Genomic DNA, 26,459 nt, shown 5'->3' on the forward strand with positions numbered 1-26,459 from the left:
GGTCAGTCCCGCACCAGGTCGTTCAGGGCCGTCTTGCCGCGGGTGCGCTCGTCGGCGTACTTCATGATGACCGCGGCGTACGTGGCCAGGCCGGGGTGGCGGGGGTCGGTCCGGGTGCCGGCGACGACGACGGCGTCCTCGGGGACCTCGCCGCGCGTCACCTCGCCGGTCGCGCGGTCCACGATCGGGGTGGAGGCGCCGAGGTAGACGCCCATGCCGATGACGGCGCCGCGCCGTACCCGTACTCCTTCGGCGATCTCGCTCCGGGCGCCGACGAAGACGTCGTCCTCGATGACGACGGGGCTGTCGCCGATCGGTTCGAGTACGCCGCCGAGGCCCGCGCCGCCGGAGATGTGGCAGCGCTCCCCCACTTGGGCGCAGGAGCCGACGGTCGCCCAGGTGTCGATCATCGTGCCGGCGCCTACGTAGGCGCCGATGTTGACGAAGGAGGGCATCAGGACGGCGCCCGGGGCGATGTGGGCGCCGCGCCGGACGACCGCGCCCGGTACCACCCGGATGCCCGCCTTCTCGAAGTCCGGCCCCTGCCAGTGCTCGAACTTCAGCGGGATCTTGTCGTAGCTCTTGGGGCGGCCCGGGCCGGCGTCGGCGAGGGTGTTCGTGCCGAGCGGGAAGGAGAGCAGGATCAGCTTCTTCACGAAGGGATCGGCGGCCCAGGTGCCGTCGGTGGGGTTCGCGGCGCGCAGTTCGCCGCGGTCCAGGGCGTCGAGTCCGGCCTCGACGTGCGGGGCGAGCTCGGCGAGCTCGGCCTCGGTCAGCGCGGCGCGGCGCTCCCAGGCGTCCTCGATCAGCGGTCGGGAGTACATGCGGGGCGCTCCTGTCGTGCGTGCGGTGTGGCGGGGAGGACGGAAGCGGGGGTGCCGGGCACGGTACTGACGTAGTCGTCGTAGGTCTCGGCGCGGCGGATCTCGACGATGTCGCCGTCGCCGGTGAGCAGCAGTTCGGCGGGGCGCAGGCGGCCGTTGTAGGTGAAGCCCATCGCGTGGCCGTGCGCGCCGGTGTCGTGCACCAGGAGGACGTCGCCCTCGCGCGGATCGGGCAGTGGCCGGTCGATCGCGAACTTGTCCATGTTCTCGCAGAGCGAGCCGACGACGTCGTACGGCGCCTCGGCGCGGCCCTGTGCGAAGGGCAGGGTGACGTGGTGGTAGGCGCCGTAGAAGCCGGGCCGCATCAGCGCGGACATCGAGGCGTCCACGCCGACGACCTCGCGGCCCTTGCCGCACCGGTTGATGACGGTGGTCACCAGGACGCCGTGCGGTCCGGTGACGTAACGGCCGCACTCCATGAGGACGCGGGGCGCGGAACGGGGGAAGGCGGCACGGCGGGCGGCGAGGATGGCCTCGGCGTATCGGCGGAAGTCGAAGGGCCGGTCCTCGGGGCGGTAGGGGATGCCGAGGCCGCCGCCCACGTTGACGTAGTCCAGCTGGATGCCGACGTCTTCGGCGACGCGGGCGCCGAGTTCGACGACGTCGGTGGCGGCGCGCGCGGCACGGTCGACGTCGAGCTCGTTGGCGCAGGTCATGCCGTGGATGCCGAACCGGCGGGCGCCGCGTGCCTTCGCCTCGCGGTAGGCGTCGGCCAGTTGGCCGACGGGCACGCCGAACTTGGTGGCCTGCGCGTCGCCCATCAGGCGGGAGCCGGCCGACAGTCCGTGCGGGGAGACGCGGAAGGCGACCGTGTCGGGCAGCGGGTCGCAGCGGTCCAGGGCGGTGAGGTCGTCGAAGGTGACCAACGAGCCGGTCTTGTGGGCGAGTTCGAATTCGTGGCGGGCGGTGTTGTTGGAGGTGAACACGGTGTCGCCGGGGCCGGCACCGAGGCTGCCCGCGAGTCCCAGCTCCACCGGGGAGGCGCAGTCCAGGCCGCTTCCCTCGGCCAGGAGCAGGGCGAGGACGTGCGGGTTGGGCAGGGCCTTGACGGCGAAGTACTGCCGGTAGGGCTCGCCGGCGAAGGCGTCCGTCATGGCGCGGTAGGTGTCGACGATGCCGGCGGCGTCGTAGATGTGGAAGGGCGTTCCGTAGGTGGCCACCAGGTCGCCCAGGAGGGGGTTCAGGCGTGCGGCGAAGGTGTCGGAGACGGGCACGGCTTCCTCCTCCGCTACGCGACGCGTGCGATGCAGATGGTGCGGTTGCGCATGCCGCTGACCGGGCGCAGGTAGGGGAAGTAGTAGCTCTCCACCACGCGGTGGCCGCGTGCTTCGAGGCGTTCCGCGAGGTAGTCCTTGGACAGGTACCAGAAGTCGGCGACGCGCTGGTGGGGGGCGAAGTGCGCCTCGCGGTCCTGCGGCGCGTCGTTGGAGAAGACCAGGTAGGAGCCGGACTTGGGGCGGAGTTCGGCCAGCTTGTCCAGGACGGGCGTGGTCTCCCGGTCGGCGTCGAAGAGGTGGCCGAGGAAGCCGTCCGCGTAGATGATGTCGGCGCCCGCGACGTCGGCGGGCCGCAGGGTGTAGAAGTCGGCGGCGAAGGCGTCGACACCCTTCTGGCGGGCCAGTTGGACGGCCTCCTCGTTGTAGTCGATCCCGCGCACGGTCCGGCCGAGTCCGGCGACGACGCCCTCGACGGCGGCGTTGCCGCAGCCGAGCGAGAAGACGGACGCTCCCTCGTCGCTCAGGGAGAGCAGCTTGAGGGCCATGTGGGAGCGGTACTCCGGCACGTAGGTGGACGGGGTGACCGAATCGTTGAACGCCCCGCCCTTCTCCCAGATGGCGTAGATGGTCCCGCCGTCGCCACTGGTCGAGCGCTGCGCCGTGTAGTAGTCGCGTACCTGACCCAGATCCTGGTTCGCCTCGGTGATCATCGTGTCTCGCTTTCAGCGGCCGGAGGTCGCGGCGGAGTGGAGGTGTTCCTGCGTGTACTCGAGAGACCGGAAGGGCTCCGGACGGAGGCGCTCGACGAGTGGGGCGAGTGGGGCGGTCGTGGCCGGGCCGTAGCCGCGGTGCAGGTGGAGGGCCCGGTCGGTGTCGGTGGCCAGGAGCGTGTCGGCCAGGACGCGGGCCAGCGAGCGCAGTCCGGCGAGGACGACCTGCGGCGTTCCCGTCAGGTGCGGGGTGCCGGTCAGGTCGAGGGCGCCGAGCTGGACGAAGTAGGACAGCTGGAGGAACATCCCGTCGCTGTCGGGGAAGTGGCCGAGCCCGCGGTCGGTGTAGCGCAGGCACTCGGCGAGGTAGTACGCGACGCAGTCGGCCGGGTCGATGCCCAGGCGGGGCGCCCAGACCTCGGCGAGGATGAGGATGCCGAAGACGTCGGCGGCGACTTCCTGGAGGACCACCGAGGCCCACCGGTCGGCGGCGTTGAGGTCCTTGTACTCGGTGGCGGGCCGGTGCGCGAAGTGGCCGAGCTCGTGGCTGAGGACGCCCAGGGTGGGGATCGCGGCGAAGCGTTCGTGCGCCGGGTCGAACTCCACGCCGATGTCGAGGAAGCGCCGGGCCAACGGCGCGGAGACCGTGGAGAGCAGGGCGCGGTGCGCGTTGGCGAAGTAGTAGGTCTTCTTGAACGGCGAGTGCTTCACGCCTTCGTCCTCGGGGAGGAAGTAGGCGATGTGCTTGGGGTGGAGGTTTCCCTCTCCGGCCATGAAGAAGAGTTCCGCGGCGCCGAAGGCCGGCAGGTCGCCCAGGCGCAGGTCGGCGTGGAGACCGCGCAGGTAGCCGGCCACCTCGTCGCGGTCGGCGAGGGCATCGGTGACCAGTTGCTGGCGCGCCTCGTCGGCGCGGCAGGCGAAGGCCGTGGGAAGGCCCCGGACCTCCTTGCCGTACCAGGTGGAGACCTGGCCGGCGACGAGCGTGATCTGCTCCTGGAGGGAGGCGAGTTCGCGCAGGATGTCGTCGTCGTAGCCGTCCTGGACGGCGGTGGCGCGCAGTTCCGCGGCCCGCCGGTCGGCCTCGCCCGGCAGGTGCTCGGCGACGCCGCGCACCGCCTGGGCGATCGCCGCCGGGTCGTTGAAACGGCGGCGCGCGGGGATACCGATCTCCTTGACCCGCTGCCACTCGGCTTCCACGGCGACGCGGAGGTCCGCGAGGGCCGGGCGGAACCCCTCGCCGAGGTCGGGGGCGGCCCCGGCGAGATCCAGGCAGCCCAGGGCGTAGCTGTCCGCGGGGGGCCAGAAGGCGCTGCGGTGGGTGCGGTACGAGCCGGCCCTGGTGAGGTTGGACGGGTAGTCGAAGCGGTCCACCGTGGGGTTTTCAGGCATGGGGGTTCCCGTTCTGGAATCGGCTGCTGGAGGAGGTGGGCCCGCGGGGCGGCCGGCGTACGGCCCCGGGGCGGCGGCCGGGTCGTGTGGTGGGCGAGCGTGTGTGCCAGGCGTCGCCGGACAGGCGGGACTTCACCGCACGGCCTACGCGCGGGTCCTGTCCTTGTGGTCGGCCAGGACGAGGGAGGCGCCCTTCTCACCGATCATCATGCTCGCGGCGTTGGTGTTGCCCGAGACCATGGCCGGCATGACGGAGGCGTCGATGACGCGCAGGCCCTCGACGCCGTGCACCCGCAGCCGTGCGTCGACGACCGCCAGCGGGTCGTCGCCCATCCGGCAGGTGCCCACGGGGTGGTAGGAGGTGTCGCCGTACTGCCGTGCGTAGGCGAGCAGTTCGTCGTCGGAGCGGACGTCGCTGCCGGGCAGCAGCTCGAACGCCCGGTACGCGTCCAGGCTCGGCTCCTCGACGATGCGGCGGCCGATGCGCATGCCCGCGACGAGGGTGGCGCGGTCGGTCTCCGATTCGAGGAAGCGGGTGCGGATCGACGGCGGGGTCAGCGGCTGCCGGGAGCGGATGTGGACGGAGCCCTTGGACTCGGGGCGCAGCGGGTAGACGCCCAGGGTCATGCCGGGGGCCGTGTCCAGGCGGCGGCTGCGGCCGCCGCCGTAGCTGGCGGGCGCGAAGTGGTACTGGAGGTCGGGGCGGGTCAGGGAGTCGTCGGAGCGGACGAAGCCGTGACCGAGCGCGATCGGCAGGCTGAGCAGGCCGCGCCGTTCGCGGGCGTACTTCCCGATCTCGCGGACCAGACCGAGGCCGCGGGAGCGCTCGTTGAAGGTGACCGGGCGGCGCACCCGCCAGCGCAGCCGGGCGGCGAAGTGGTCGCGGAAGTTCTCACCGACGCCGGGCAGGTGGTGCACCACGGGCACCCCGACGTCGCCGAGGTGGGCGGCCGAGCCGATGCCGGAGAGTTCGAGCAGTTGCGGGGACTGTACGGTCCCGGCGCTGACGATCACCTCGTGGGCCGCGTCGGCGCGGTGCTCGCCCTCGCCCCGCCGGTAGTCGACGCCGACGCAGCGCTTGCCGTCGAAGCGCAGGCCGGTGACGTGCGCCTCGGTGACCAGGGTGAGGTTGGGCCTGCTGCGGGCGGCCTTGAGGTAGGTGCCCGCGGCGGAGGAGCGGCGGCCCTCCTCGTGGTTGACCTGGTAGTAGCCGAAGCCCTCCTGGTCCCCGGAGTTGTAGTCCGGGTTCTCGGGGTAGCCGGCCTTGACGGCGGCGGTGAGGAAGGCGTCGGTCAGCTCGTCGCGGTCGCGCGGCAGTCCGACGGCGATCCGCCCGTCGCGGCCCCGGCTGGCGCCGTCGATGCCGCTGACCCGCTCCAGGCTGCGGAAGTGCGGCAGGACGCCCTCCCAGGACCAGCCCGGGTTGCCCAGGGCCTCCCAGTCGTCGTAGTCGTGGCGCTGGCCGCGTACGAAGATCATGCCGTTGATCTGGTTGGAACCGCCGAGCAGGCGGCCCCGGGGGATGCCGACGCTGCGGCCCTCGATGGTCGGGTCGGCGTCGGTCTCGAAGCACCAGTCGTACTTCGGGTTCCCCATCAGCACCGTCTCGGCGGCGGGGACGTTGAGCAGCGGGCTGCGCCGTTCGCTGCCCGACTCCAGGAGCAGCACGCGGATCGCGGGGTCCTCCGTCAGGCGGCCGGCGAGCACGCAGCCCGCCGCGCCCGCGCCGACGACGACGTAGTCGTACCTCACCGTGGCCCGCCCCCTCACGCGGCCGCGGCGGTGGCGCCGCGCCGGCCGGTGACGGTGGTGCGGTGCAGCAGCCGCCGGTGGTTGACCTGGTCGTACGGGGTGGCCCGGTGCATCGCGCTGCGGTTGTCCCACAGCACGATGTCGCCGACCTGCCACTGGTGGCGGTAGGTGAAGCGGGGCTGGATCGCGAACTCCTGGAGAAAGGTGATCAGCGGTGCGCTCTCGTCCTCGGACAGGCCCTCGATGCGCCAGGGCACGTTGCCGCCCGCGTACAGGGCCTTGCGGCCGCTCTCCTCGTGGAGGCGGACCAGCGGGTGCGCCACCTCGGTCCACTCGGCGCGCTCCTGCTCCGTGGGCGCCGGCCGGTCGGGGTAGTTGTACGGGCGCGACTGGACCCGGCTGATGATCACCTTCAGGTCCTCGATGCGCTCCTTGACGGCCCTCGGCAGCGCCTCGTACGCGGCGAACATGTTGCCGTACCAGGTGTCGCCCCCGGCCGGGGGTATCTCGCGGGCGTACAGCATGGAGCCCACCGGCGGACTGGTCAGGTAGGCGCCGTCGCTGTGCCAGACGCGCCCGCTGTAGGCCGAGCCGATCGGCTTCCCGTCCTGGGTGAGGTTGGACAGGATGAGGATCTCGGGGTACTCGGCGTCGTTGAACTGCGAGCGGGTGTAGGCGAACACCTCGCCGAAGCGCCGGGTGAACGCGATGTGCTGCTCCGGCGTCATGTCCTGGCCGCGGACGAGCAGGATGGTCGTGTCGATCCAGGCCTGGTAGATCCGGTCGAAGTCGCGGTCGGACAGCGGCCGGGTGACGTCGATGCCGCGGACCTCGGTGCCGATGCCGTCGGTGATGGGGACCAGTTCGAGCATGAAGGGGTACTCCCTGGGGGTCGGTCGGTACGTCGGCGGCGCCCGGGTCCGTCGCACGGATCACGGGGCCGGGCGGGTCAGGGCAGGGACACCTGGTACTCGTCCATCCAGCGCCGCATCTCGACGAGCTGGATCAGGATCGCGGCCGGGTTGGAGCCGCCGGGCAGCTCGCCGTGGACGGCGCCCGCGGCGATCTGCTGGATCAGGCCGTTGGTGCGCCCGGTGTCGAACAGCGGCTTCAGCGGCGAGGCGTCGTCGTTGACGATCCACGTCGCTTCCTGGACGAGGGTCCGGTCGTAGGCGGGGTTCTGCACGTGCGGGTAGGCGCTCTTCCTGCGGTTCACGGTGCTCGCCGGCAGGATGTCCGCCATGGCGGCCTTCAGCAGCCCCTTGACCCCGCCCCGGGACTTGATCTCCCAGGGCACGTTCCACACGTACTGGAGCAGCCGGTGGTCGCAGAACGGCACCCGGACGTCGAGCCCGTGGGCCATGCTCATGCGCTCCTTGCGGTCCAGGATCACCGAGAGCGGGCCGGCCAGGCCGAGGAAGAAGACCTCCCGGATCCGGGCGTCCTCGGGGCTCTCGCCCGGGAGCCGGGGCACGCGTGCGAGGACGTCCGCGTAGCGGGCGCGCTCGTCCTCCTCCGGGTCCAGCTCGGCGAGCAGGTCGGGGACGAGGTAGCGGGACAGCTTCGGGCCGTCGAAGAGCCAGGGGAAGCGGTCGACGGCCAGCGCCTCGGGCTTGAAGAAGTAGGGGTAGCCGCCGAAGACCTCGTCGGCGGCCTCGCCCGTGAGCGCGACGGGGCATTCGGCGCGGATCTGCTGGAAGATCAGGTACATCGAGGCGTCGAACTGGCCCCAGCCGGGCAGGTCGCGGGCGCGCCGGGTGGCGGGGACGACGTCCAGCAGGTCCTGCACCGAGGCGGTGAGCGTGGTGTGCTCGGTGCCGAGGAACGCGGCGGCCTCGGCGGCGTACGGGGCGTCGAGGTCCGGGCGCAGCTCGGTGGCCACGAAGTGCGCCGGGTCGCTTTCGAACTCCACGCAGAAGGTGGCCAGTCGGCGGTCCGGGTCGTCCTTGCGCAGGGCGCTCGCGGCGAGCGCGGCGACGGAGGTGGAGTCGACGCCGCCGGAGAGCATCGCGCCGAGCGGGACACCGGTGGCGAGCTGGCGGCGCACGGTGTCGTCGAGGAGTTCGCGGACCGTGCGGGCGCTCTCCTCGAAGGTGTCGTGGTGCGGCTCGCTCACCAGTTGCCAGTAGCGCCGCCGGGTGACCCCGCTCGCGGTGTACGTCACGACGTGGGCGGGCTCGACCTCGTACAGGTCCTTCAGCGGTGTCTCGCCCGGCCGGGCCAGGCGCGGCTGGAGGACGACGGGCAGCGCCGAGAGCTCCAGGCGGGGCCGGAACAGGGGGTTGGCGAGAATGCCCTTGGGTTCGGAGGCGAAGAGGACCCCGCCGTCGTACGGGTGGTGGTAGAGGGGCTTGACGCCGACCCGGTCCCGGCCCAGGTGCAGTCGCCGGGTGCGGCCGTCCCAGACGGCGAGGGCGAAGGCGCCGTTGACGCGCTCCACGAAGTCGGTGCCCCACAGCAGGTAGGCCTGCAGGAGCGCTTCGGCGGTCGAGCCGCCGCGCAGGGCGCCGCCGGCCGCCTGGACGTCGCGGCGCAGCTCGTCGCCGTTGTAGACCTCGCCGGTGTGCGCGACGTGGACGGTGTCACCGCCGAGGGTGATGCGCGCGGGGCGTACGTCGTCGGGGCGTCCGGTGGCCAGGCCGCGGTGGCCGAGGGCGGCGTTCCCTCCGATCCACACGTCCTCGGTGTCGGGGCCCCTGTGCGCCATCGTCCGCGTCATCGATCGCAGCACGCCGAGCTGGTCGCCCAGGTCGCGCCGGAAGTCGATCCAGCCCACCACGCCACTCATGCGGTTCACCTCCAGGAGTACGAAGAAGCTTCTTCAAGCCGTGTGAGGACGCCGGGTGTTGATGCCGCCGGCCGCACGGGGACGGGTCGGTCCGGGCCGGGGAACGGCCCCGCGCGGGAGGTACGGGAAGGGCGGGGAAACCGGGAAATTCCCTCCGGCCGGGTCCGGCGCCGTGAACGACTGTGCCAGATCGCCCGGCGCCGCAGTCGTCCCTCCGTGGGCATCAAGTTGCGTGGCAACTTGATGCCCACGGAGACAAATCAGACACCCTCGGGGGTGGTGGCGGGCCCGGCCCGCCCGGATCCCGCCGGCGTCCCGTGGAGCGGTCCGCGCGCGGGCGCGCCGGGCCGACGCGAGTGGTTCGGCGTCGGTGCGCGGGGACGCGAGGTCACCGGCCGGCGCCGGCCACCGCGCGCTCGCGAGGCGGTACGGCGAGGTCCGGGTCCAGGAGCGCCGGGGAGCCGTCGTCCCGGCCCATGAGGCGGCCGATCAGAGGGCCGGTCATCACCGTGGTGGCCACGGCCATGACGACGAAGAGCGAGTAGAGCCGCTCGTCGATGAGTCCGGCCTCCAGGCCGACGCCCAACGCGACGAGTTCGGTGAGCCCTCGGGTGTTCATCAAGGCCGCCAGCACGGCGGAGTTGCGGGCCGGGAGGCCTTGTGAGCGGGCGCCGAGCCAGGTTCCGGCGAACTTCCCGGTGACCGCCACGACCATGATCCAGCCGAGCTGGACGAGACCGTCGGCGCCCAGGCCGGAGAGGTCGACCTTCAGGCCGGCGACGATGAAGTAGACCGGGAGCAGCAGCGTGGTGGTGTGCTCCGTGCGCCTCAGCAGGCCCTCGTGCCGGGCCGGGCGCAGCCGGGGCATGGCGAGCCCGAAGAGGAAGGCGCCGATCACGAAGTGCAGCCCGAGCAGCTGGGTGAGGGCCGCCGAGGCCAGGGCCCCGGCGACGACGACCGTGACGTCACCGGCCGACAGTGGCTCCTCGCTCCCCCTGCGGACCAGGAACCGGGCGAGCAGGGGGCGTACGACGAGGAAGAGCACCAGGGCGTACGGGACGCAGAGCAGCACCAGCCATGGGCGGGTGCCGCTCGCGCCGGCCAGGGCTTGCAGACCGGCCAGTGTCGTCCAGGCGGCGAGGTCGCAGAACGCCGCCGCGGACAGGGCGACGGCGCCGAGCCAGGTGCCGTTCATGCCCCGGTCGGCGAGGATGCGGGCGAGGACCGGGAAGGCCGTCACCGACACCGCGACCCCGATGAAGAGGACGAAGGCGACGCGGTGGTCGGGGTCGTACGAGCGCAGCAGGTACCAGCCGAGCAGGATGCCGAGCGCGAAGGGGACGAGCGTGGAGCCGAGGACGGTGGCCCCGGTGACCCGGCCCGAGCCGCGCAGCCGGGCGAAGTCGAACTCCAGGCCGATGAGGAACATGAACAGGACCAGGCCGAGGTTGGCCACGGCGCCGAGGTAGGGCCGGATGTCGGTCGGGAAGAGCGTGGAGGCCACGGTCCCGTTCAGCAGGGTCGGGCCGAGCAGCACGCCCACCGCGATCTCCCCGATGACCGACGGCTGGCCGAGGCGGCGGGCGATCCGGCCCGCGAGCAGAGCCACCGCGATGATCAGGGCGATGTCGGCGAGGAGCACCGCCGCCTGTGTCTCCGTCATGTCCCGCCTCCGGTGGCCGTGCTGGTGCCTGTCGTGGTTCCGGCCGGGGTGGCTGTCGTGGTTCCGGCCGTGCTGGTGCCGGCCGTGGTTCCGGTCGTGGTGCCCGTTGCGGTGACGCCCGCGACGGTCCGCAGCCGGGACAGCAGCTCCTCCTCGGCCCGCTGGAGCGCGAGGCACGCCTCGGCCGTCCACCGGACGTCGATCGCCCCGGTCACCTGGGCGAGGAGCATCTGGTTCATGCCGTCGGCCGCGCCCCGCACGATCCGGTCGAGCAGTGCGTCCAGGACCGGGTCGCCGGACGCGTGCCGCAGGTACTCCCTGAGTGCGGTGCGCGAGCCCTGGTAGAGGGAGAACGCGGCGTGCAGGGAGGCGAAGACCCGCTCGGGCGCGATCCAGCGGCAGGAGATCAGGTCCTCCACCCCGGCCAGCAGCGCGTGGCTGTCCCGGTACTCCGCCAGAAGGGCGGCGAAGGCCTCGCGGGTGCCCTGTACGGCGTGCGCCGGGTCGAGGTCCTTGGTGGTGAAGTACCGCACGCGGCGCAGCTCGTTGTGGTCGAAGGAGGCCGCGACGACGTCCTCGGGGTAGGTGTACGAGCACAGCAGGCTCGCCGGGTTGTCGTCCACGACGTGCCACGCGCCGGTGGCGGAGTCGTACCCGGTGAGCACGATGGTGTGCACCAGATGCTTGGTGCGGTACTCGGGGCAGTGCGGCCAGTAGAAGACGTCGCCGACCAGGATCGCGAAGCCCTCCTGGGCGACGACGTCGAGGAGCAGGGCGCGCGCGTCGGCGTAGGTCTCGAACACGGCCTCCTCGCCGGCGACGCCGATGAGCGCGAGGTCCTCCCGCCCGACGACGCCGCTCTCGAAGCCGTACTTGGGGCGCTGCTCCCTGATGATCTGCCGCAGGATCTCGTCCGTGCTGACCAGGCCGCGGAAGAGCAGCTGGTGCACGGGCCGGCCGCGCTCGGCGAGCATCACCAGGGACTGGCGCTGGGAGCAGTTCAGGAACAGCCGGCTGTAGAGCGCGGTGTCGTAGGGGTAGGGAATGTCCTTCATCGACCGTCGCCTTCGAAAGTGGGCGCTACAGGAGGCGCGTCATGAACGCGCTGTTGGGGTCTTCCCGGTAGTTCGCAAAGGGGCCGCAGTAGGTGAACTCGAACTTCTCGTACAGTCCGCGGGCCGGGGCGAAGGCGTCGGTGGCGCCGGTCTCCAGGCTGAGGCGCCGGTAGCCCATGCCACGGGCCTCGGAGATGATGTGGGCCAGCAGCCGGGAGGCCACCCCGGAGCGCTTGCGGGTGGGTTCGGTGCGCATCGACTTGATCTCGGCGTGGCCCTCCTCGATGCGCTTGACGGCTCCGCAGCCGACCAGGGTGTCACCGTCGTAGGCGGTCCAGAAGGTGACTTCGGGTACGCGCAGTCCGTCGAGGTCGAGGGCGTGCTTGCTCTCCAGCGGGGTGATCGCCCGCATCTCGTCCACGTGGGCCTGGAGGAACTCGGCGATGTCGCGCCCGGAGAGGTCGTCCACTGAGATCTTCATCGTCCGGCTTTCGCTTTCTCGTCTGGAGGGTGGCCCGGCGTCTCAGACGCCGGCGAGCAGCGCGCAGGCGAAGAAGCCGGGGGCCGAGGACACGGCCAGGTAGGTCTCGTCCGGCCGGATGCCGGTCCGGTCGTGGTAGTCGGCCAGGTTGATCATCCAGTCGGAGTTGCCGCAGTGACCGTAGCGTTCCAGCGGTCCGGTGAAGTGCAGTTGGTCCTGGCCGATGCCGGCGATGGCGGCGTTGAACAGTGCCACCGGCCGGTAGAGGTTGGCCGGGAACACCTTCGTGACCTCGCTCGGCGCGAGGCCGCGCCCGCCCAGGGCGGTGGTGAGCGAGGACTGCGCCACCTGCTGGCGCGACACGAAGGAGTCCTGGCCCCGCAGACCGGCGTGGTCGACGCCGACGGCGGTCGACAGCAGCCGCACCACACCCTCGTCGCGGGTCAGCAGGCAGCTGGCCACGGCGTCGCTGAACAGGGCGAAGGACCTGACCCGGTCGGCGTCGTCGGGCGTGAAGTCGAGCGAGACGAGGACGACGTTGCGTACGCCTTCCTCGGCCAGCAGGTGCCGGGCGTGGCCCAGGGCGGCGAGCGAACTGCAGCACTGCTGGAAGGAGAGCACCACCGGTACGCAGTGCACCAGCCCGAGGGCCGCGAGCACCTCGCCCGCGAAGTCGGGCCGCAGCGAGGCGAGCCGGGCGTCGCTGGTGGCGAAGACGATGCGGTCCACGTCCGCGGGCCGTACCGACCCGTCCCGCAGGGTGGCGCGCACCGTCTCGATCACATGGTCCTCGACCGGGCCGGAGAACCCGCGGAAGGTCCGGCTGCCCATGGCGGAGAACTCGGTGTCCGACGACTGCTCGCGCCACAGCCGCTCGAACCCGGGGATGTCCTCCGCCTTGCGTTCCAGGGCGCCGAAGGCACATGCGAAGGAGCCGAGGGCGATGAGTTGGTTGTCGGTCACTGTCTCCCGTTTCGATGGGCCCGGGTCCGGCGCCCTGGGGGACGCCGGACCCGGGTACGGCTCACAGCTCTTGGTCCCGCTCGGCGGTGCGGGGCCGCTCCGTGCGCTCCGGCACGGGTGTCACTTCGCCGCGGCGAGCGCGCTCTCGTCGATCTCGCGCACGACGGAGACGATGCCGTCGACGGAACCCAGCCTGGACACCCACTCGGGGCGCAACTGGACGCTGTCGCTCGCCTCCTCCTTGATGTAGTTCACCAGGAGAAGGATCATGTTCAGGGAGCTGATGCCCAGCTCCTCGCGGGTGGTGGCCCGCTCGACGTCCTCGCGGGTGAGGCCGGCCGTCGCGGGCTGGGTCCGCAGGAAGTCGGCGAACTTCGCGCGGTAGTCGTCAGCGCTCATCGGTCCCGACCTTCTTGAAGGGCACGCCGTTCAGGTTCTGCGCGTGGATGCGGTTGTAGCCGTACCTGTCCTCGCCGGAGACCAGGACGCTGCCGTGGTAGTCGAGGCTGATCGTGTCGCCGAACTCGCTGAGGCTGTCCACCTCCTCGTACACCTTCACCGAGGGCGCGACGTAGCGGGAGGCGTAGCCGAGGCGGGTGGTGTCGCTGACGTTGGGCAGCGAACCGTGGATGCACTTGGCGAGGAAGATGACGAACTGGCCGGGCTTCATCTCCATCTCGAAGACTTCTTCGTCCTCCGGGTTCCAGTCGCTGTCGAGCTGGAGTTCGGAGTAGTCGTAGCCGAAGAAGTCGTGGGACTTGCTCGCCACGTCGTAGGTGAGCGGCTTGGACTCGTCGTAGTACCACTTCTTGTGGCTGCCGGGGATGTAGCGCAGGCAGCCGTTCTCCTTGCCCGCCGGGGAGAACGCGGTCCAGACCGTGAGTTCCTGGGTGTACGCCTCGCCCTCCTCGGTGTACTTCAGGGAGGGCGAGGCCTCCGTGGTGGTGTCGCCCACCACGAACGTCTCCACCTGGTGCCAGCCGGTGCCCGCGTCGCCCGGCGCCTTCTTGAAGATGTTGGTCTTCCAGCACAGGATGTCGTCGCCGATGAGGCTGCGCAGCTTGTGCACGATCTCCGGGCGGCCGACGTGCTCGGACAGCGTGTCGCAGTCCAGGTGGCGGTCGTAGTTGATGATCGTGGAGTTGTGCGGCTTGTTCTGCGAGGTGACCATCTCGATCATGGCCTGGTTCCACAGCAGTGGAGCCTCTTCCTCGCCGTAGAGGTCGAACGGGCCGACGAAGCCGTTCTCCTGGAAGAACTTGATCTGTTCGTCGGTGAGGCCGAGGAACTCGGTCCCGGTCGTACCGGTCGCGCTTTCAGACACGTCGAAGCCCTTCAGTAACCGGAGTGGGGAGGGAGGGAAGAGAGGGGGACGGGGACGGTGGGCTCACGCGGTGGCGGGCGCGGCCTGCTTGAGCTTGTTCTTGCCGAGCAGCCGGGCGGCGTTGCCGTGGAAGAAGAGGTCCCGGTCGGCGTCGCTCATCGACTCCGGGAAGGCCCCTTCCTTCTCCAGCTTCTCGACCAGGCTCAGTTGGCGGCCCTGGAGGCGGAACACCGGCCAGTCGGTGCCGAAGAGGACCTTGTGGTTGATGCCCCGGCCGAAGAGCGTGCGCAGTGCCGTGGCCCCGAAGGCCTCGTAACCGCTGACGTCCACGTAGATGTTGGGGCGGTTGGTGCACAGCATCGCGACCTCGTCCGGGTAGTGGACGCTGCCGTGCGCGAGGACGAAGTCGACACCGGGGAAGTCCTTGGCGGCCTTGTCGACGTAGATCGGCTGGGCGATCTCGAAGTCGAGGACCGGGGAGGTGGCCCCGATGTGCGAGAGGACGGGAAGGGAGTACCGCGCGCAGATCTCGTAGTACGGGTAGAGGCGCTCGTCGGAGAGCGTGTAGCCGCACGGCGGGTACAGCTTCATGCCGTCGAACCCGTACTCCACGACGGCCCGCTCGAACAGGGCGAGCCCGTCGGCGCCCCAGCGCGGGTCGACCCCCACCAGCACCCGGAAGCGTCCGGGATGGCGCTCGACGACCGCCCGGTGGTGGTCGATGAGCTCCTCGATGGAGTGGGTACTGTCCCTGAGCGCGAAGGTGAAGTCGGGCAGCAGCAGGACGGACTCGCCGATGCCGGCCTCGTCCATCTGCATGACCAGCTCGTCGCAGAGCGGGTCGGTCAGGGTGCCCGCGTGCATGCGGGCCACCTTGTCCCGGGTGATGGGCAGGCCCCTGCTCGTCAGGGCGACGGTCATGTTGTCGACCACGCCGTCGTTGAACGACCGGGGAAAGCACATCCCGGAGGCGATGTGGGTGTGGAAGTCGATGATCTTCTGCGTGTCGCCGGTTCGGGGCTCTTCGGCGTTCCGGATGTCGTTCACGGCCGGTGCCCCTCAGCCCTTGCGGACGATGTCGATGATGTCCGATACCGTTTCGGCGGCGACGAAGGCGTCGACCCGGGCGAACGCGTCGATGCCGGTCTTCTCCTCCAGGACGAAGACGATGCTCATCAGGGCGAGGGAGTCGATTCCCAGGTCGCCCCGCAAGCTCATGCCGGGACGGACACCGCCCTTGGCCGCTTTCTTCGTGATGACGCTCGCGATGATCCCGCAGATCTCTTCGTCGCTCGCTTGACTCGTGTTCAACGTCCCACTCCGGTCCGTTCGGTGAAGACCCTTCGCATGACCGCGTTTCGGTCGATCTTGAAATTCCTCGTCAACAGCCCTTCTTCGACGCTCAGTTCGGTCGAAGCCCGAAAGACCGTCTCCGAAATGCGCAGCGCAGGCTCCCGCTTGGCGTTCGCCTCGTCGAGGTAGGCCCGAACCTGCGCCACCCGGCCGGCGTGCCGTTCGTCGTCGAGCCACACCACACAGGTCAGCAGCCCGCCGCCGTCGGGTGAGGCGACCATCGCCCGGGCGCCCGGGCAGGCCCTCTCCAGGTCCAGTTCGAGTTCCTCGGGGTTGATCTTGACGCCGCTGCGCGTGATGATCACGTTCTTCTTACGGCCCTTGAGCCGCAGGAAGCCCGCCCGGTCGAACGCCCCGAGGTCGCCGGTCACGATCCGGTCGTCGCCCAGGAAGACCGCGTCCTGCGTCTCCACCCCCTCGAAGACGTAGCCCAGGCACTGGGGATGGCGGGTGCGTACGGTGACCTCGCCGTCGTCGGCGACGTCCACGTCGATCCGGTCGACCGGGCGCCCGGCGCTGCCGATCCGGTGCCGCCCCGGCAGGTTGAAGGCGATCCAGCCGATCTCGGTGCTCCCGTACACCTCGAAGAGCGGTGCGCCCAGACGCTGGAACACCCGTACCGTGCGCGGCGGAACGGGAGCGGACCCGGTGAGCATCAGCCGCACCCGCGAGCCGTACATGTCCAGCCAGCCGCGCCCGAGGCGGGTGCGCAGCCGGCGGCTCACCCGTCCTGGGGCGACCGCGTGCAGAGCCGTGGCGAGGAGGTACGGCCACCTCTCGCGCAGGCTCGCCGAACCGACCCGGTTGGCGGCGAGTTCGAAGAACGAGGGCGGCCCCAGGACGACCGTGGGCCGGAGCTCCCTGAGCTTCTGGAACATCCGCTCCGGCGCGACCACCGTCACGTCCGTGCCGTACCGGACGGCCGTGTACAGCAGGTACCGCTGCTGGAAGTTGGAGAACGGCATGACGATCAGCAGGTCGTCGTCCGCGGTGAGCCGCCACGCCTCCGCCGAGGTGCGCATGGTGTTCTCCACACCCTTCGCGGACATCAGCAGGCCCTTCTTGCTGCCCGCCGTGCCGGACGAGAAGGCGATGGTGAAGACGTCCTCGGGCAGGTTCTGCCGGTGGCCGTCGGGGACCTGCCTGCGCACGAGCTTCAACGGGCGCTCACCGAGGAACGCGACTTGGTCCGGCACGTCGGACTCCGGCACCGTCGGCCGGGTCGTGACCACCGCCACGAGGCCGTACTTCTCGGCGAGTTCGCCCAGCGCCGCGGCGTCGGCCCGCTGCTCCAGCGGCAAGGCCACCGGAACACAGCCGAGGCCCAGAAGGGCCAGGTCGGCCAGGACCCACTCGTAGGAGTTGGGACCGGTGACACCCACCAGGTCGCCGGGACCGATCCCGCGTTCGCGGAACTCACCCATGAGTTCCAGCACGTCCTCGTAAATCTGCGGAAAATTCTTTGTTACCGATTTTCCCGCGAGCGACAGGAAACGCATCCGTTGCGCGGGGTGTTCCGCCAGGCTCCGGTACAGATCATTGAGCGAAGTGGACACAGGGCTTATCCCCAGCCGGTGTCGCCGGCCGTGGCGAGGGTCGCACTCGCGGGCAATTCCTGCTGCCGGGCCGCAGCTCCTCCTGCACTGCCCAGGACGGCCACGATGATCGCGATTCCCGCAACAGTCGCCTTGCTGAAGCGATTCACTGTCCAGCCCCTCACTCAGTCGTTGCTGCGCCATGTGATCGGTTCTCGCGAATTCCGCCGTACCGCACTGCGGGCCGCTCACCGCTGTGGCATCAAAGTGCCAGGACTATGGGCCGAGTAGTGGAGAAATGGTGGAGCATCAAGCTGCATGGCAACTTGATGTCCGAGAGAAGAAAAAGGGGCGCAAGCAGCGAGGAGGGGATCAATCGGGCTGCCGGGCGGAGGAACTGTGGCGACGCGACGGCTCTGGCGCGTCGCCACGCGTCACTTGGGCTGCTCCTGGAGGGCCAGCAGGTAGCCGGCCTGGAAGCGGCTCTCCGCGTCGAGGGTGGTCATGATCTCCGCGACGTGGCGCCGGCAGGTGCGCACGGACATGCCGAGCCGGCGGGCCACGGCCGCGTCCGTCATCCCGGCCGTCAGCAGCCGCACGATGGCGTCCTTGAGGTCGTCCATGATCTCCGGCTGGACGTCCCCGTCGGCCTCGAAGGGCTCGGCCGTTAGCCACAGGCGTTCGTACGTCTCGACCATGAAGGCGATGACGAACGGGTTACGGACCACCACGGCACCGGCGGGGTCCGCCGGGTTCGCGAACACCGCGCACTCCCGGTCGAAGACCAGGAAGCGCATGAACTGGTCGTCCAGCGTGCGCACCTGGGCACCGCGCCGGGTCACCTGCTCCACGTACGACTGGGTGCCGCGGCTGTTGCGGGCCGTGTGCTGGTACAGGATGCGCATCTGCACGCCCCGCTGGAGGGTGTCGTAGTCCCGGGGCGCGGCCTCCACCAGGACGTCCTCGCGGCGTCCGCCGCCCGGTTGGGCAGTGAGGATCTCGCGGCGCGCCTTGGCCGACAGCTCGGCGATCGCCTCGCGCACGTCGGGGAGGTTGTCGATGAGCTCGATCTGCCTCCTGTTCTCGCGCGCCAGCAGGCTGGCGTCGAAGACCGGCGAGAACGACACCAGCCGCCGCCTGACCTCCTCGACCCGGGCGCGCCTGGTGCGCAGTTCGGACTCCAGCGGGAGCAGGACGCGGGTGGTCGCCTCGTCGGGCGAGACCGCGACGAAGCCCCGCCCGGGACGGTTCACCAGGAGGCCCAGTGCCACCAGGTCGGCCAGTGCCCCCCGGAAGTCCTCCTCGGGCACCTCAAGCTGCACACACACCTTCTCCACATCGAGCACCTCCCCGTCACACCGGCTGTCGTCGAGCATGAATCCGTACACGCGTCGGAGAAGTCCACCGTCCAACAGCTCCCCCGGAACATCCTCATGTGTCTTCATTTCCGCCCTCTCGCACCCATGGCAACTTGCTGCGGTGCAGCAATCGGACAACGGGAAGATAAAGCCCGACGGAAGATCGTGTTAAGGCGCCGTCCGACAGGTGGACAGAACCGGTGATCAGCTCGGATCGACACTCCCTATGACTTTCGGCCAGGGATACGCGAGGAACCGCGCGAAAAGACGGCAGGGTTCGGCGGAACACGGGAAGAATCCGGCCGGCGGCCCGCACGGCACGCTCTTTCCTTGCGCGTCCGGCTCGCGTGGCGGACTTCGCCCCTGTCCGATTCCGGTCGGGCGTGCCCACCGGAAATCAGGGATACGTGGACGCAGGGCCGTCCCGCGATTCCTGGTGGATCGGTGCGCGGCGTCGGATGCGGTGCGTCGCACGGCGCAGCAGCGTTCGCCCACCGGCTGAAGCGGGACGTTCCGACAGCGCGGCGAGGTGCCCCGGCCGACGTCGCGCACCCGCCATGAATCGCGGGACAGCCCTGGGGAGTTCCTCAACCGCCGTCGCACACCCGCCGGGATCACGGAACGACCTCAGACGGCGGACCTGCGGCGCTCCGTCGGGAGCGCCGCACACCACGTTCCTGCCACGCGGGACCCCCGGAAAGGGCCCGGGCAGGTCGTTGATCCACCGCCACGCCCTGGTCCGCGACTCACCGTCAGCTGGCGGGGCGGGTGCCGGTGTGCGATCAGAGTGCGACCGCTCGCTCGACCAACGCCAGGGCTCGGGCCGGGAGTTCCTCCCGGTCCAGCTCTCCGCCGCCGAGCCAGTGGACCCGCGGATCGCGGCGGAACCAGGAGTCCTGACGACGCGCGAAACGCTTGGTGGCGCGGACGGTCTCGGCGCGGGCCTCGTCCTCGGTGCACTCGCCGGCCAGCGCCGACAGCACCTGCTGGTACCCCAGCGCGCGGGAGGCGGTGAGCCCCTCACGCAGCCCCACGGCCTCCAGCGCGCGGACCTCGTCCACCAGCCCGGCCTCCCACATCCGGTCGACGCGCAGGGCGATCCGGGCGTCGAGCTCCGGGCGCTCGACGTCCACGCCGATCTGCAGGGCGTCGTAGACGGGTTCCTCGCCGGGGAGGTTGGCGGTGAACGGCTTTCCGGTGATCTCGATGACTTCGAGGGCGCGGACGATGCGGCGGCCGTTGCTGGGCAGGATCGCCCGGCCGGCACCGGGATCGGCCGCGGCGAGCCGTTCGTGGAGGGCGCCGGGGCCGCGTTCGGCCAGTTCCTGTTCGAGCCGGGCGCGCACCTCGGGGTCGGTGCCCGGGAACTCCAGGGCGTCGATGGTGCCCTTCACGTACAGCCCGGAGCCCCCGACCAGGATCGCGGACCGGCCCTCGGAGAGCAGCCGGTCGATCTCCGCCCGGGCCAGCCTCTGGTACTCCGCGACGCTGGCGGTGCGGGTCACGTCCCAGACGTCCAGCAGGTGGTGCGGGACTCCGTCGCGCTCGGGAAGGGTGAGTTTCGCGGTGCCGATGTCCATGCCCCGGTAGAGCTGCATGGAGTCGGCGTTGACCACCTCGCCGCCGAGCTGCTGGGCGAGGAAGACCCCCAGATCGGACTTGCCTGCCGCGGTGGGGCCGACGACGGTGATGACACGCGGGGCCGGAACTGGGTTTCTCACCGCCCCAGTCTCCCAAACCTCCCGCGTACCGCCGACCCAACCCCTCCATTTGTACGACTGAGCACCTTTTGTTCCTCGCGAGTAAAATCGGCTCCACCGGACAGGAGTGCCGGTGCGGGAGCTGACTCGGCCCGAGCGACCACGGCACGGAGGATGACCCATGGGGTTCCTGGACAATCTCAAGGCCCGGCTGGGACCGGCGAAGGAGAAGGTCGGCGACAAGGTCGGCGACCTCGCGCACCAGCACGGGGGCAAGATCGGGCAGGGCCTGGACAAGGCGGCGCGCACGGTCGACGAGAAGACCAAGGGCAAGTACAGCGACAAGATCCAGAGCGGTACGCGGAAGGCGAAGGACACGGTGGACCGCCTCGGCCACAAGGACGCCCCCGGTCCGGGCCCGACGACGGGCTTCGACGGCACGGACAGAACGCCCCCGCCGCCGGCCCACTGAGGCAGCGCCCTACGGCACACCCGTACGGCACCGGCCGCGACGGCACGACCACTGCGGCACGACCGTGCGCGGCCTCCGGGTGACGGCCGCGGGGCCCGGCTCCGCGGCCGTCACCCGTTCGCGGGGCCCGTCCGGGTGGGACACCGGCCCGTTCGCGGGGCCCGGCCGCGGCCGTACACCGCCCGGACCGGCTCAGGACCAGGCGGCGACCGTGTAGCCCACTCCGTAAGGCGCGTCCTCGTACAGCGGACGGCCCCGGAGTCCGGTCCCGTCCGCGGCGCCGGCCAGCACCTGCCAGGGGGCCCGGCCCGCCGCCTTCAGCGCGTACGCGAGCGGAGCGTCGAGCTCCGCGAGGGTCCGCACGTCCGCCTCCCCCAGGGCCCGGAAGGCGACGGCGTCGAATCCTTCGGCGCGGGGGTCCAGATAGCCGGGCGCCTTGACGGTGCGGCAGGCGCTGCCGTCACCCATCACCAGCAGGGCCACCCGGTCGGCGCGCTCCGCCAGACCCCGTCCGGCCTCGGCGCAGCGCTCCGGGGACAGGGGTTCGCCGACGCCGAGCCCCTCCACGGGGCACGCGGTCCAGTCGGCCGCCGCGAGCAGCCAGGCGCCGACGGCGAGCGCGGCGGGCAGCGGCCGGGCGCAGGCGTCGCCGCCGTCAGGGGCGTCCGGGCCCAGCCGGACCCCGAGGTCCACGCCGAAACCGAGGAAGTTCCCGGGGCTCCCCGGAGGGAAGACACCGCGCTCGCCCTCGCCGGCGGGCCCGACCACGATCAGCAGATCGGGGCGGGCCTCGGCGAGGACGGCGAGGGCTTCGGCACAGGCTGCCCGGGCCGGGGCGAGCTCGGGGGCGGCCCCGGCGGCGACCTCGGGAACCAGCAGGGGCGGGCAGGGGCTCACGGCGGCGGCGACAAGCATGCCGGTCAGCGTACTGGCCGCTCCCTCACGGACGGGCCCTGCCCCGGCAGGGCCGGTGGTGGCGGGTCAGTCGCAGCCGCAACCCGGCGCCGCGGCGGCGGGCAGCGGGGCGGGTGCGCCGACGGTGGGCAGGCCCAGCATCACACCGGCGGGCTTGGTCGCCGCGGCGTTCCGCTTCTCCCAGGCGTCGCCGGAGCGGGTGGAGCGCACGGCGAGGGTGGCGCCCTCGGCGAGCAGGTGGTGCGGGGCGGCGTAGGTGATCTCGACGGTCACCACGTCGCCGGGGCGCACGGTGCCCTCCGGCTTGGTGAAGTGGACCAGGCGGTTGTCGGGGGCGCGGCCGGAGAGCCGGTGGGTGGAGCCGTCCTTGCGACCCTCGCCCTCCGCGACCATGACCTCCAGAACGCGGCCGACCTGCTTCTTGTTCTCCTCCCAGGAGATCTCCTCCTGGAGGGCGGAGAGGCGCATGTAGCGCTCCTGCACGACCTCCTTGGGGACCTGACCGTCCATGTCGGCGGCCGGGGTCCCGGGGCGCTTGGAGTACTGGAAGGTGAAGGCGTTGGCGAAGCGGGCCTCACGCACGGCGTGCATGGTCTGCTCGAAGTCCTCCTCCGTCTCGCCGGGGAAGCCCACGATGATGTCGGTGGAGATGGCGGCGTCCGGCATCGCGGCGCGCACCTTCTCGATGATGCCGAGGAAGCGTTCCTGCCGGTAGGAGCGGCGCATGGCCTTCAGGATCGTGTCCGAGCCGGACTGCATCGGCATGTGGAGCTGCGGCATGACGTTCGGCGTCTCGGCCATCGCGGCGATCACGTCGTCGGTGAAGTCGCGGGGGTGCGGCGAGGTGAAGCGGACGCGCTCCAGGCCCTCGATCTTCCCGCAGGCCCGCAGCAGCTTGGAGAACGCCTCGCGGTCGCCGATGTCGGAGCCGTAGGCGTTGACGTTCTGGCCGAGCAGGGTGATCTCGGAGACGCCCTCGGCGACGAGAGCCTCGATCTCGGCCAGGATGTCGCCGGTGCGGCGGTCCTTCTCCTTGCCGCGCAGGGCGGGCACGATGCAGAAGGTGCAGGTGTTGTTGCAGCCGACGGAGATGGAGACCCACGCCGCGTAGGCGGACTCGCGGCGGGTGGGGAGCGTCGAGGGGAACGCCTCCAGGGACTCGGCGATCTCGATCTGCGCCTCCTCCTGGACGCGGGCGCGCTCCAGCAGCACCGGCAGCTTGCCGATGTTGTGCGTGCCGAAGACCACGTCCACCCACGGGGCCCGCTTCACGATGGTGTCGCGGTCCTTCTGCGCGAGACAGCCGCCGACGGCGATCTGCATCCCGGGGCGCTTGGTCTTCATCGGGGCGAGCCGGCCGAGGTTGCCGTAGAGCTTGTTGTCGGCGTTCTCCCGGACCGCGCAGGTGTTGAAGACCACCACGTCGGCGTCGCCGTCCGCGTCCTCGGGCGCGCGGACGTAACCGGCACCCTCCAGCAGGCCTGAGAGCCGCTCCGAGTCGTGGACGTTCATCTGGCATCCGTACGTACGGATTTCGTAGCTCTTGCGTTCTTGAACGTCCACTGCGAGGCTCCGGTCGCTGCTGCTGGTCATCCCTCAAGGGTAGGCGCTCCGGGAAAGACCCTTCTCCCGCCGGGCAGGCGGGCGGCTCTGGTCAGCGCGGGCCCCGGGCTGGCAGGATCGCGGCCATGTCCCCGACCGGCCCGTCCTCCACCCGTCGCCGTCTGCTGCGCGCGGGCGCCGCCTCGACGGTCTCCCTGGGACTCCTGCTCTGGTGGGTGCTGCCCCTCGACAGTCCCTCACCCAGCGGCTCCCTGGTCTTCTCCACCGGTGTGCGCACCGGGGTCTACCAGCTCTACGGGGAGCGGCTCGAAGGCGCGCTCGCCACGGACATGCCGGCGGTGTCCATACGGCTGCGGACCAGTCAGGGTTCGCAGCAGAACATCGAGCGGGTGGCGGCGGGTGAGGCGGACTTCACCATCGCCACCGCCGACGCCGTGGCGACGTATCTGCGCGGCGGCAGGCCCGGTGCCCGGCGGCTGAGGGGCTGTGTCCGCCTCTACGACGACTACGTGCAGCTGATCGTCCCCCGCTCCTCCTCCGTGCGCACCGTCGCCGACCTGCGGGGCAAGCGGGTGGGCGTCGGGCAGCTCGGGTCCGGGGTGAAGCTGGTCGCCGACCGGCTGATGACGGCCGCCGGGGTCGATCCGGCGAAGGGGGTCACCCCGGTGACCGCCGGGATCGACACCATGCCGTCGCTGCTGGTGGAGGGGAAGCTCGACGCCTTCTTCTGGTCCGGCGGGCTGCCGACCAGCGCGGTCCAGCAGCTCTCCCGGCGGACCGACGTCCGCCTCGTGCCGCTGGAGGACGAGCTGATCCGCCGGCTCCAGGCGGCGGGCGGTTCGACCCGCTACTACCGTGCGGCCGTCATGCCCGCCGACGCCTACCCCGAGGTGCAGCGCGGGCAGTCCGTGCCCACGGTGGCCGTCGCCAATCTCCTGGTGACCACGGACCGTACGGACGCGGCGATGACCGAGGCGTTCACCCGTACCGTCATCGACAGCCGGGACCGGATCGGGCGGGAGGTGCACTCGGCGCAGTTGGTGGACCTGCGGACGGCCATCTACACCGATCCGCTGCCGCTGCACGACGGCGCCCAGCAGTACTACCGGTCGGTCAAGCCCTGATCGCTTCCGGCCGGTGGGGTCCGGGGCCCGTCAGTCGCGCGGCGCGTCGCGCGGTACGGAGACGGTGACCCGCAGGCCGTGGGGGTCGTTGCGGCCGTAGCCGATGGTCGCGCCGCCCGCCGCGAGCAGCACCCGGGAGATGGACAGCCCGAGGCCCGAGCCCCGTACGTTCTGGTGGCGGTTGCTCCGCCAGAAGCGGTCGCCCACACGTGCCAGCTCCTCGTCGGTGAGGCCGGGGCCCCGGTCCGCGACGACGACGGTGGAGACGGGGCCCTCCGCCGCTACCGACACGGTGACGTCCTGGCCGGGCGGGGTGAACTTCAGCGCGTTGTCGATCACCGCGTCCAGCGCGCTGGAGAGGGCTATCGGGTCGGCCCAGGCGGTGACGGCCGGGGCCCCGTCCTGAGTGAGGCCCACCCCCTTCCCGTCGGCGACCGGATGCCAGGCGGCGACCCGTTCGGCGGTGAGGGCGGCGACGTCGGTGAGAGCGAGGTCGGCTTCGGCGTGCTCGGCGAGCGCCAGGTCCAACAGGTCGTCGAGAACCTGGGCCAGCCGCTTCCCCTCCAGGCGTACCGAGGCGATCTCCTCGTTGCCTTCGGGGAGTTCGAGGGCGAGGAGCTCGATCCTCAGCAGCAGCGCGGAGAGCGGATTGCGCAGTTGGTGGGAGGCGTCCGCGACGAACGCCCGCTGCTGTTCGAGGACTTCCTCGACGTTGTCGGCCATTTCGTTGAACGAGCGCGCGAGCCTGCGCAGTTCGGGCGGCCCACCGCCCTCGACCACGCGGGAGCGCATCCGGCCGCGCGCGATGTCGTGGGTCGCGGCGTCGAGGGTGCGCACCGGGAGCAGCACCCAGCCGGTGAGCCGGAACGCCGCTCCGACCGCCACCAGCATCGCCGCGACCTCGCCGAGCGCGATGATCAGCCAGCCGTGCAGGACGCGGGCCCGCATCTCGTCGGTGGGCGAGTCGAGGACGACGACGGCGACGACGTCCCCGTCGCGCACCACGGGCGAGGCGACGACGATCCGGCCGTGCTGCCAGGGCCAGACCTGCGGCGGGTCGTGGGAGCGGCGGCCGAGCAGCGCCTCCTGGAAGGCGGCGCGGCCCTCGCCCTCCCGGGGCAGGTTCCAGGTGGCCGGCGCCCTGGCCAGGTAGCGGTCGTCGCGGTAGAAGATCCCTGCCCGGATCCCGTACACGGTGGCGTAGGCGTCGAGGTCCGCCTGCAAGGTCCGGCGGCGCTCGTCGTCGGGGGCGACCGGCTCGCTGATGAACTGGGCGAGCGCGGCGAAGCGCGCGGTGTCGTCGATGCGGTCGATGACGACCTGCTGCTGCTCGGCGCGGGCCACGCTGATCGCGAGGGGGAAGCCGAGCGCGAGCAGCACGGCGGCCATGAGCACGATGAGCAGGGGAAGCAGACGGGTACGCACCGGAGCGGCTGATCCTCAGGCGGCCGGCGGGACGAGCCGGTAGCCGACCCCTCGCACGGTCTCGATGAGCGCGGGCAGCCCCAGCTTGGACCGGAGCGAGGCGACGTGCACCTCCAGCGTCCGGCCGGTCCCCTCCCAACTGGTCTGCCACACCTCGCTGATGATCTGCTCGCGCCGGAAGACCACGCCGGGCCGCTGGGCGAGCAGAGCGAGAAGGTCGAACTCCTTCCGGGTGAGCTGGACTTCGGTGCCGTCGACGCTGACCCGCCGGGTCGGCAGTTCGACCCGTACGGCTCCGAGGAGCAGCGCGGCGAGCGGGATCTGCGCGGTGTCCTCGCCGCCGGTGGTGCGGCGGGCGACGGCATGGATGCGGGCGAGCAGTTCGCCGGTGTCGTACGGCTTGGTGACGTAGTCGTCGGCGCCGAGGTTGAGTCCGTGGATGCGTGAGCGCACGTCGGCGCGGGCGGTCACCATGATGACGGGGGTGGAGGTGCGCTTGCGGATTCTGCCGAACACCTCGTAGCCGTCCTGGTCCGGCAGCCCGAGGTCCAGCAGGATGACCCCGAAGGGTTCCCGCTCCGCCGGGAGCAGGGCCCGCAGGGCCTCCTCGCCGCCGCGGGCGTGCACGACCCGGAAGCCGTGGCGGGCGAGCACGGCGGACAGGGCCGCGGCGACGTGGTTGTCGTCCTCGACGAGCAGTAGTCTCACTGGCCCTCCTTTCCGTGTTCCGGCGGTTCCGGTACCGCCGGCGGTTCGCTGCGCGGCATTACAGGGCGTCACTCCAGGGA

The 26,459-nt window shown here is 71.2% G+C and carries 24 protein-coding genes; 2 read left to right on the top strand and 22 right to left on the bottom strand.

Going from position 1 to position 26,459, the window contains the following annotated elements; genetic code table 11:
- Nucleotides 1-2: 2 nt before the first annotated feature.
- From OHT52_RS05550 to miaA, 18 genes are all read right to left on the bottom strand, one after another.
- Nucleotides 3-824, bottom strand: coding sequence for a 2,3,4,5-tetrahydropyridine-2,6-dicarboxylate N-succinyltransferase (locus OHT52_RS05550; RefSeq protein ID WP_328719014.1), 822 nt, complete (start codon nucleotides 822-824; stop codon nucleotides 3-5).
- The gene (locus tag OHT52_RS05555) at nucleotides 806-2,098 is read right to left on the bottom strand and encodes a diaminopimelate decarboxylase (RefSeq protein WP_328719015.1); all 1,293 of its coding nucleotides are present in this window, start codon (nucleotides 2,096-2,098) and stop codon (nucleotides 806-808) included. The genes OHT52_RS05550 and OHT52_RS05555 overlap by 19 nt, the downstream gene beginning before the upstream one ends.
- A 14-nt stretch (nucleotides 2,099-2,112) precedes the next feature.
- On the bottom strand, nucleotides 2,113-2,811 hold the full coding sequence (locus OHT52_RS05560) for a class I SAM-dependent methyltransferase (RefSeq protein WP_328719016.1): 699 nt from the start codon (nucleotides 2,809-2,811) through the stop codon (nucleotides 2,113-2,115).
- 12 nt (nucleotides 2,812-2,823) lie between these two features.
- Entirely contained in the window at nucleotides 2,824-4,200 is a 1,377-nt protein-coding gene (locus tag OHT52_RS05565) for a hypothetical protein (RefSeq protein ID WP_328719017.1), read from the bottom strand.
- Between the two features lie 144 nt (nucleotides 4,201-4,344).
- Nucleotides 4,345-5,952: a GMC family oxidoreductase gene (locus tag OHT52_RS05570; RefSeq protein WP_328719018.1), complete on the bottom strand. Its 1,608-nt coding sequence runs from the start codon at nucleotides 5,950-5,952 to the stop codon at nucleotides 4,345-4,347.
- A 14-nt stretch (nucleotides 5,953-5,966) separates the two neighbouring features.
- Nucleotides 5,967-6,824: a TauD/TfdA dioxygenase family protein gene (locus tag OHT52_RS05575; protein ID WP_328719019.1), complete on the bottom strand. Its 858-nt coding sequence runs from the start codon at nucleotides 6,822-6,824 to the stop codon at nucleotides 5,967-5,969.
- Between the two features lie 77 nt (nucleotides 6,825-6,901).
- Nucleotides 6,902-8,740 carry an asparagine synthase (glutamine-hydrolyzing) gene (asnB, locus tag OHT52_RS05580; protein ID WP_328719020.1) on the bottom strand — a complete coding sequence of 613 codons (1,839 nt, stop codon included), beginning with the start codon at nucleotides 8,738-8,740 and terminating at the stop codon, nucleotides 6,902-6,904.
- A gap of 388 nt (nucleotides 8,741-9,128) precedes the next feature.
- Entirely contained in the window at nucleotides 9,129-10,403 is a 1,275-nt protein-coding gene (locus OHT52_RS05585; protein ID WP_328719021.1) for a cation:proton antiporter, read from the bottom strand.
- On the bottom strand, nucleotides 10,400-11,458 hold the full coding sequence (locus OHT52_RS05590) for a hypothetical protein (protein ID WP_328719022.1): 1,059 nt from the start codon (nucleotides 11,456-11,458) through the stop codon (nucleotides 10,400-10,402). Before OHT52_RS05590 ends, OHT52_RS05585 begins: the two co-directional genes overlap by 4 nt.
- 25 nt (nucleotides 11,459-11,483) lie before the next feature.
- Nucleotides 11,484-11,939, bottom strand: a complete 456-nt coding sequence (locus OHT52_RS05595; protein ID WP_328719023.1) for a GNAT family N-acetyltransferase — start codon at nucleotides 11,937-11,939, stop codon at nucleotides 11,484-11,486.
- A 42-nt stretch (nucleotides 11,940-11,981) separates the two neighbouring features.
- Complete coding sequence (locus OHT52_RS05600) at nucleotides 11,982-12,902, bottom strand: hypothetical protein (RefSeq protein ID WP_328719024.1); 921 nt, start codon at nucleotides 12,900-12,902, stop codon at nucleotides 11,982-11,984.
- A 120-nt stretch (nucleotides 12,903-13,022) separates the two neighbouring features.
- A complete protein-coding gene (locus OHT52_RS05605; protein WP_328719025.1) occupies nucleotides 13,023-13,301 on the bottom strand; it encodes a hypothetical protein in 279 nt (92 codons plus the stop codon).
- Nucleotides 13,291-14,226 carry a chlorinating enzyme gene (locus OHT52_RS05610; protein WP_328719026.1) on the bottom strand — a complete coding sequence of 312 codons (936 nt, stop codon included), beginning with the start codon at nucleotides 14,224-14,226 and terminating at the stop codon, nucleotides 13,291-13,293. The genes OHT52_RS05605 and OHT52_RS05610 overlap by 11 nt, the downstream gene beginning before the upstream one ends.
- Before the next feature lie 63 nt (nucleotides 14,227-14,289).
- On the bottom strand, nucleotides 14,290-15,273 hold the full coding sequence (locus OHT52_RS05615) for an amidohydrolase family protein (RefSeq protein ID WP_328719027.1): 984 nt from the start codon (nucleotides 15,271-15,273) through the stop codon (nucleotides 14,290-14,292).
- A gap of 12 nt (nucleotides 15,274-15,285) precedes the next feature.
- Nucleotides 15,286-15,537, bottom strand: coding sequence for an acyl carrier protein (locus OHT52_RS05620; protein WP_328719028.1), 252 nt, complete (start codon nucleotides 15,535-15,537; stop codon nucleotides 15,286-15,288).
- Nucleotides 15,534-17,318 (bottom strand): AMP-binding protein, encoded by a 1,785-nt coding sequence (locus OHT52_RS05625; protein WP_328719029.1) that lies wholly within the window; start codon nucleotides 17,316-17,318, stop codon nucleotides 15,534-15,536. Before OHT52_RS05625 ends, OHT52_RS05620 begins: the two co-directional genes overlap by 4 nt.
- A gap of 230 nt (nucleotides 17,319-17,548) precedes the next feature.
- Nucleotides 17,549-18,490, bottom strand: coding sequence for a helix-turn-helix transcriptional regulator (locus OHT52_RS05630; RefSeq protein WP_328719030.1), 942 nt, complete (start codon nucleotides 18,488-18,490; stop codon nucleotides 17,549-17,551).
- 764 nt (nucleotides 18,491-19,254) lie between these two features.
- Complete coding sequence (gene miaA / locus OHT52_RS05635) at nucleotides 19,255-20,193, bottom strand: tRNA (adenosine(37)-N6)-dimethylallyltransferase MiaA (protein ID WP_328719031.1); 939 nt, start codon at nucleotides 20,191-20,193, stop codon at nucleotides 19,255-19,257.
- Between the two features lie 160 nt (nucleotides 20,194-20,353).
- On the opposite strand from miaA, the gene OHT52_RS05640 reads away from it, so the two are divergent.
- Nucleotides 20,354-20,644, top strand: coding sequence for an antitoxin (locus OHT52_RS05640; protein WP_328719032.1), 291 nt, complete (start codon nucleotides 20,354-20,356; stop codon nucleotides 20,642-20,644).
- A 192-nt stretch (nucleotides 20,645-20,836) separates the two neighbouring features.
- On the opposite strand, the gene OHT52_RS05645 is transcribed toward OHT52_RS05640, so the two are convergent.
- Complete coding sequence (locus OHT52_RS05645) at nucleotides 20,837-21,559, bottom strand: class III extradiol dioxygenase subunit B-like domain-containing protein (RefSeq protein ID WP_328719033.1); 723 nt, start codon at nucleotides 21,557-21,559, stop codon at nucleotides 20,837-20,839.
- Between the two features lie 66 nt (nucleotides 21,560-21,625).
- A complete protein-coding gene (gene miaB, locus OHT52_RS05650) occupies nucleotides 21,626-23,152 on the bottom strand; it encodes a tRNA (N6-isopentenyl adenosine(37)-C2)-methylthiotransferase MiaB (protein WP_328719034.1) in 1,527 nt (508 codons plus the stop codon).
- 95 nt (nucleotides 23,153-23,247) lie between these two features.
- Here miaB and OHT52_RS05655 point away from each other — a divergent pair, with 95 nt between their 5' ends.
- Nucleotides 23,248-24,246 carry a TAXI family TRAP transporter solute-binding subunit gene (locus tag OHT52_RS05655; protein WP_328719035.1) on the top strand — a complete coding sequence of 333 codons (999 nt, stop codon included), beginning with the start codon at nucleotides 23,248-23,250 and terminating at the stop codon, nucleotides 24,244-24,246.
- 30 nt (nucleotides 24,247-24,276) lie between these two features.
- Here OHT52_RS05655 and OHT52_RS05660 read toward each other — a convergent pair whose 3' ends face one another.
- Together OHT52_RS05660 and OHT52_RS05665 are read right to left on the bottom strand one after the other, a co-directional pair.
- Nucleotides 24,277-25,671 carry a sensor histidine kinase gene (locus OHT52_RS05660; protein ID WP_328719036.1) on the bottom strand — a complete coding sequence of 465 codons (1,395 nt, stop codon included), beginning with the start codon at nucleotides 25,669-25,671 and terminating at the stop codon, nucleotides 24,277-24,279.
- Nucleotides 25,672-25,686: 15 nt separating this feature from the next.
- Nucleotides 25,687-26,379, bottom strand: a complete 693-nt coding sequence (locus tag OHT52_RS05665) for a response regulator transcription factor (RefSeq protein WP_328719037.1) — start codon at nucleotides 26,377-26,379, stop codon at nucleotides 25,687-25,689.
- Nucleotides 26,380-26,459 lie beyond the last annotated feature (80 nt).

Source organism: Streptomyces sp. NBC_00247 (assembly GCF_036188265.1).
In the GTDB taxonomy this organism is placed as follows: domain Bacteria; phylum Actinomycetota; class Actinomycetes; order Streptomycetales; family Streptomycetaceae; genus Streptomyces.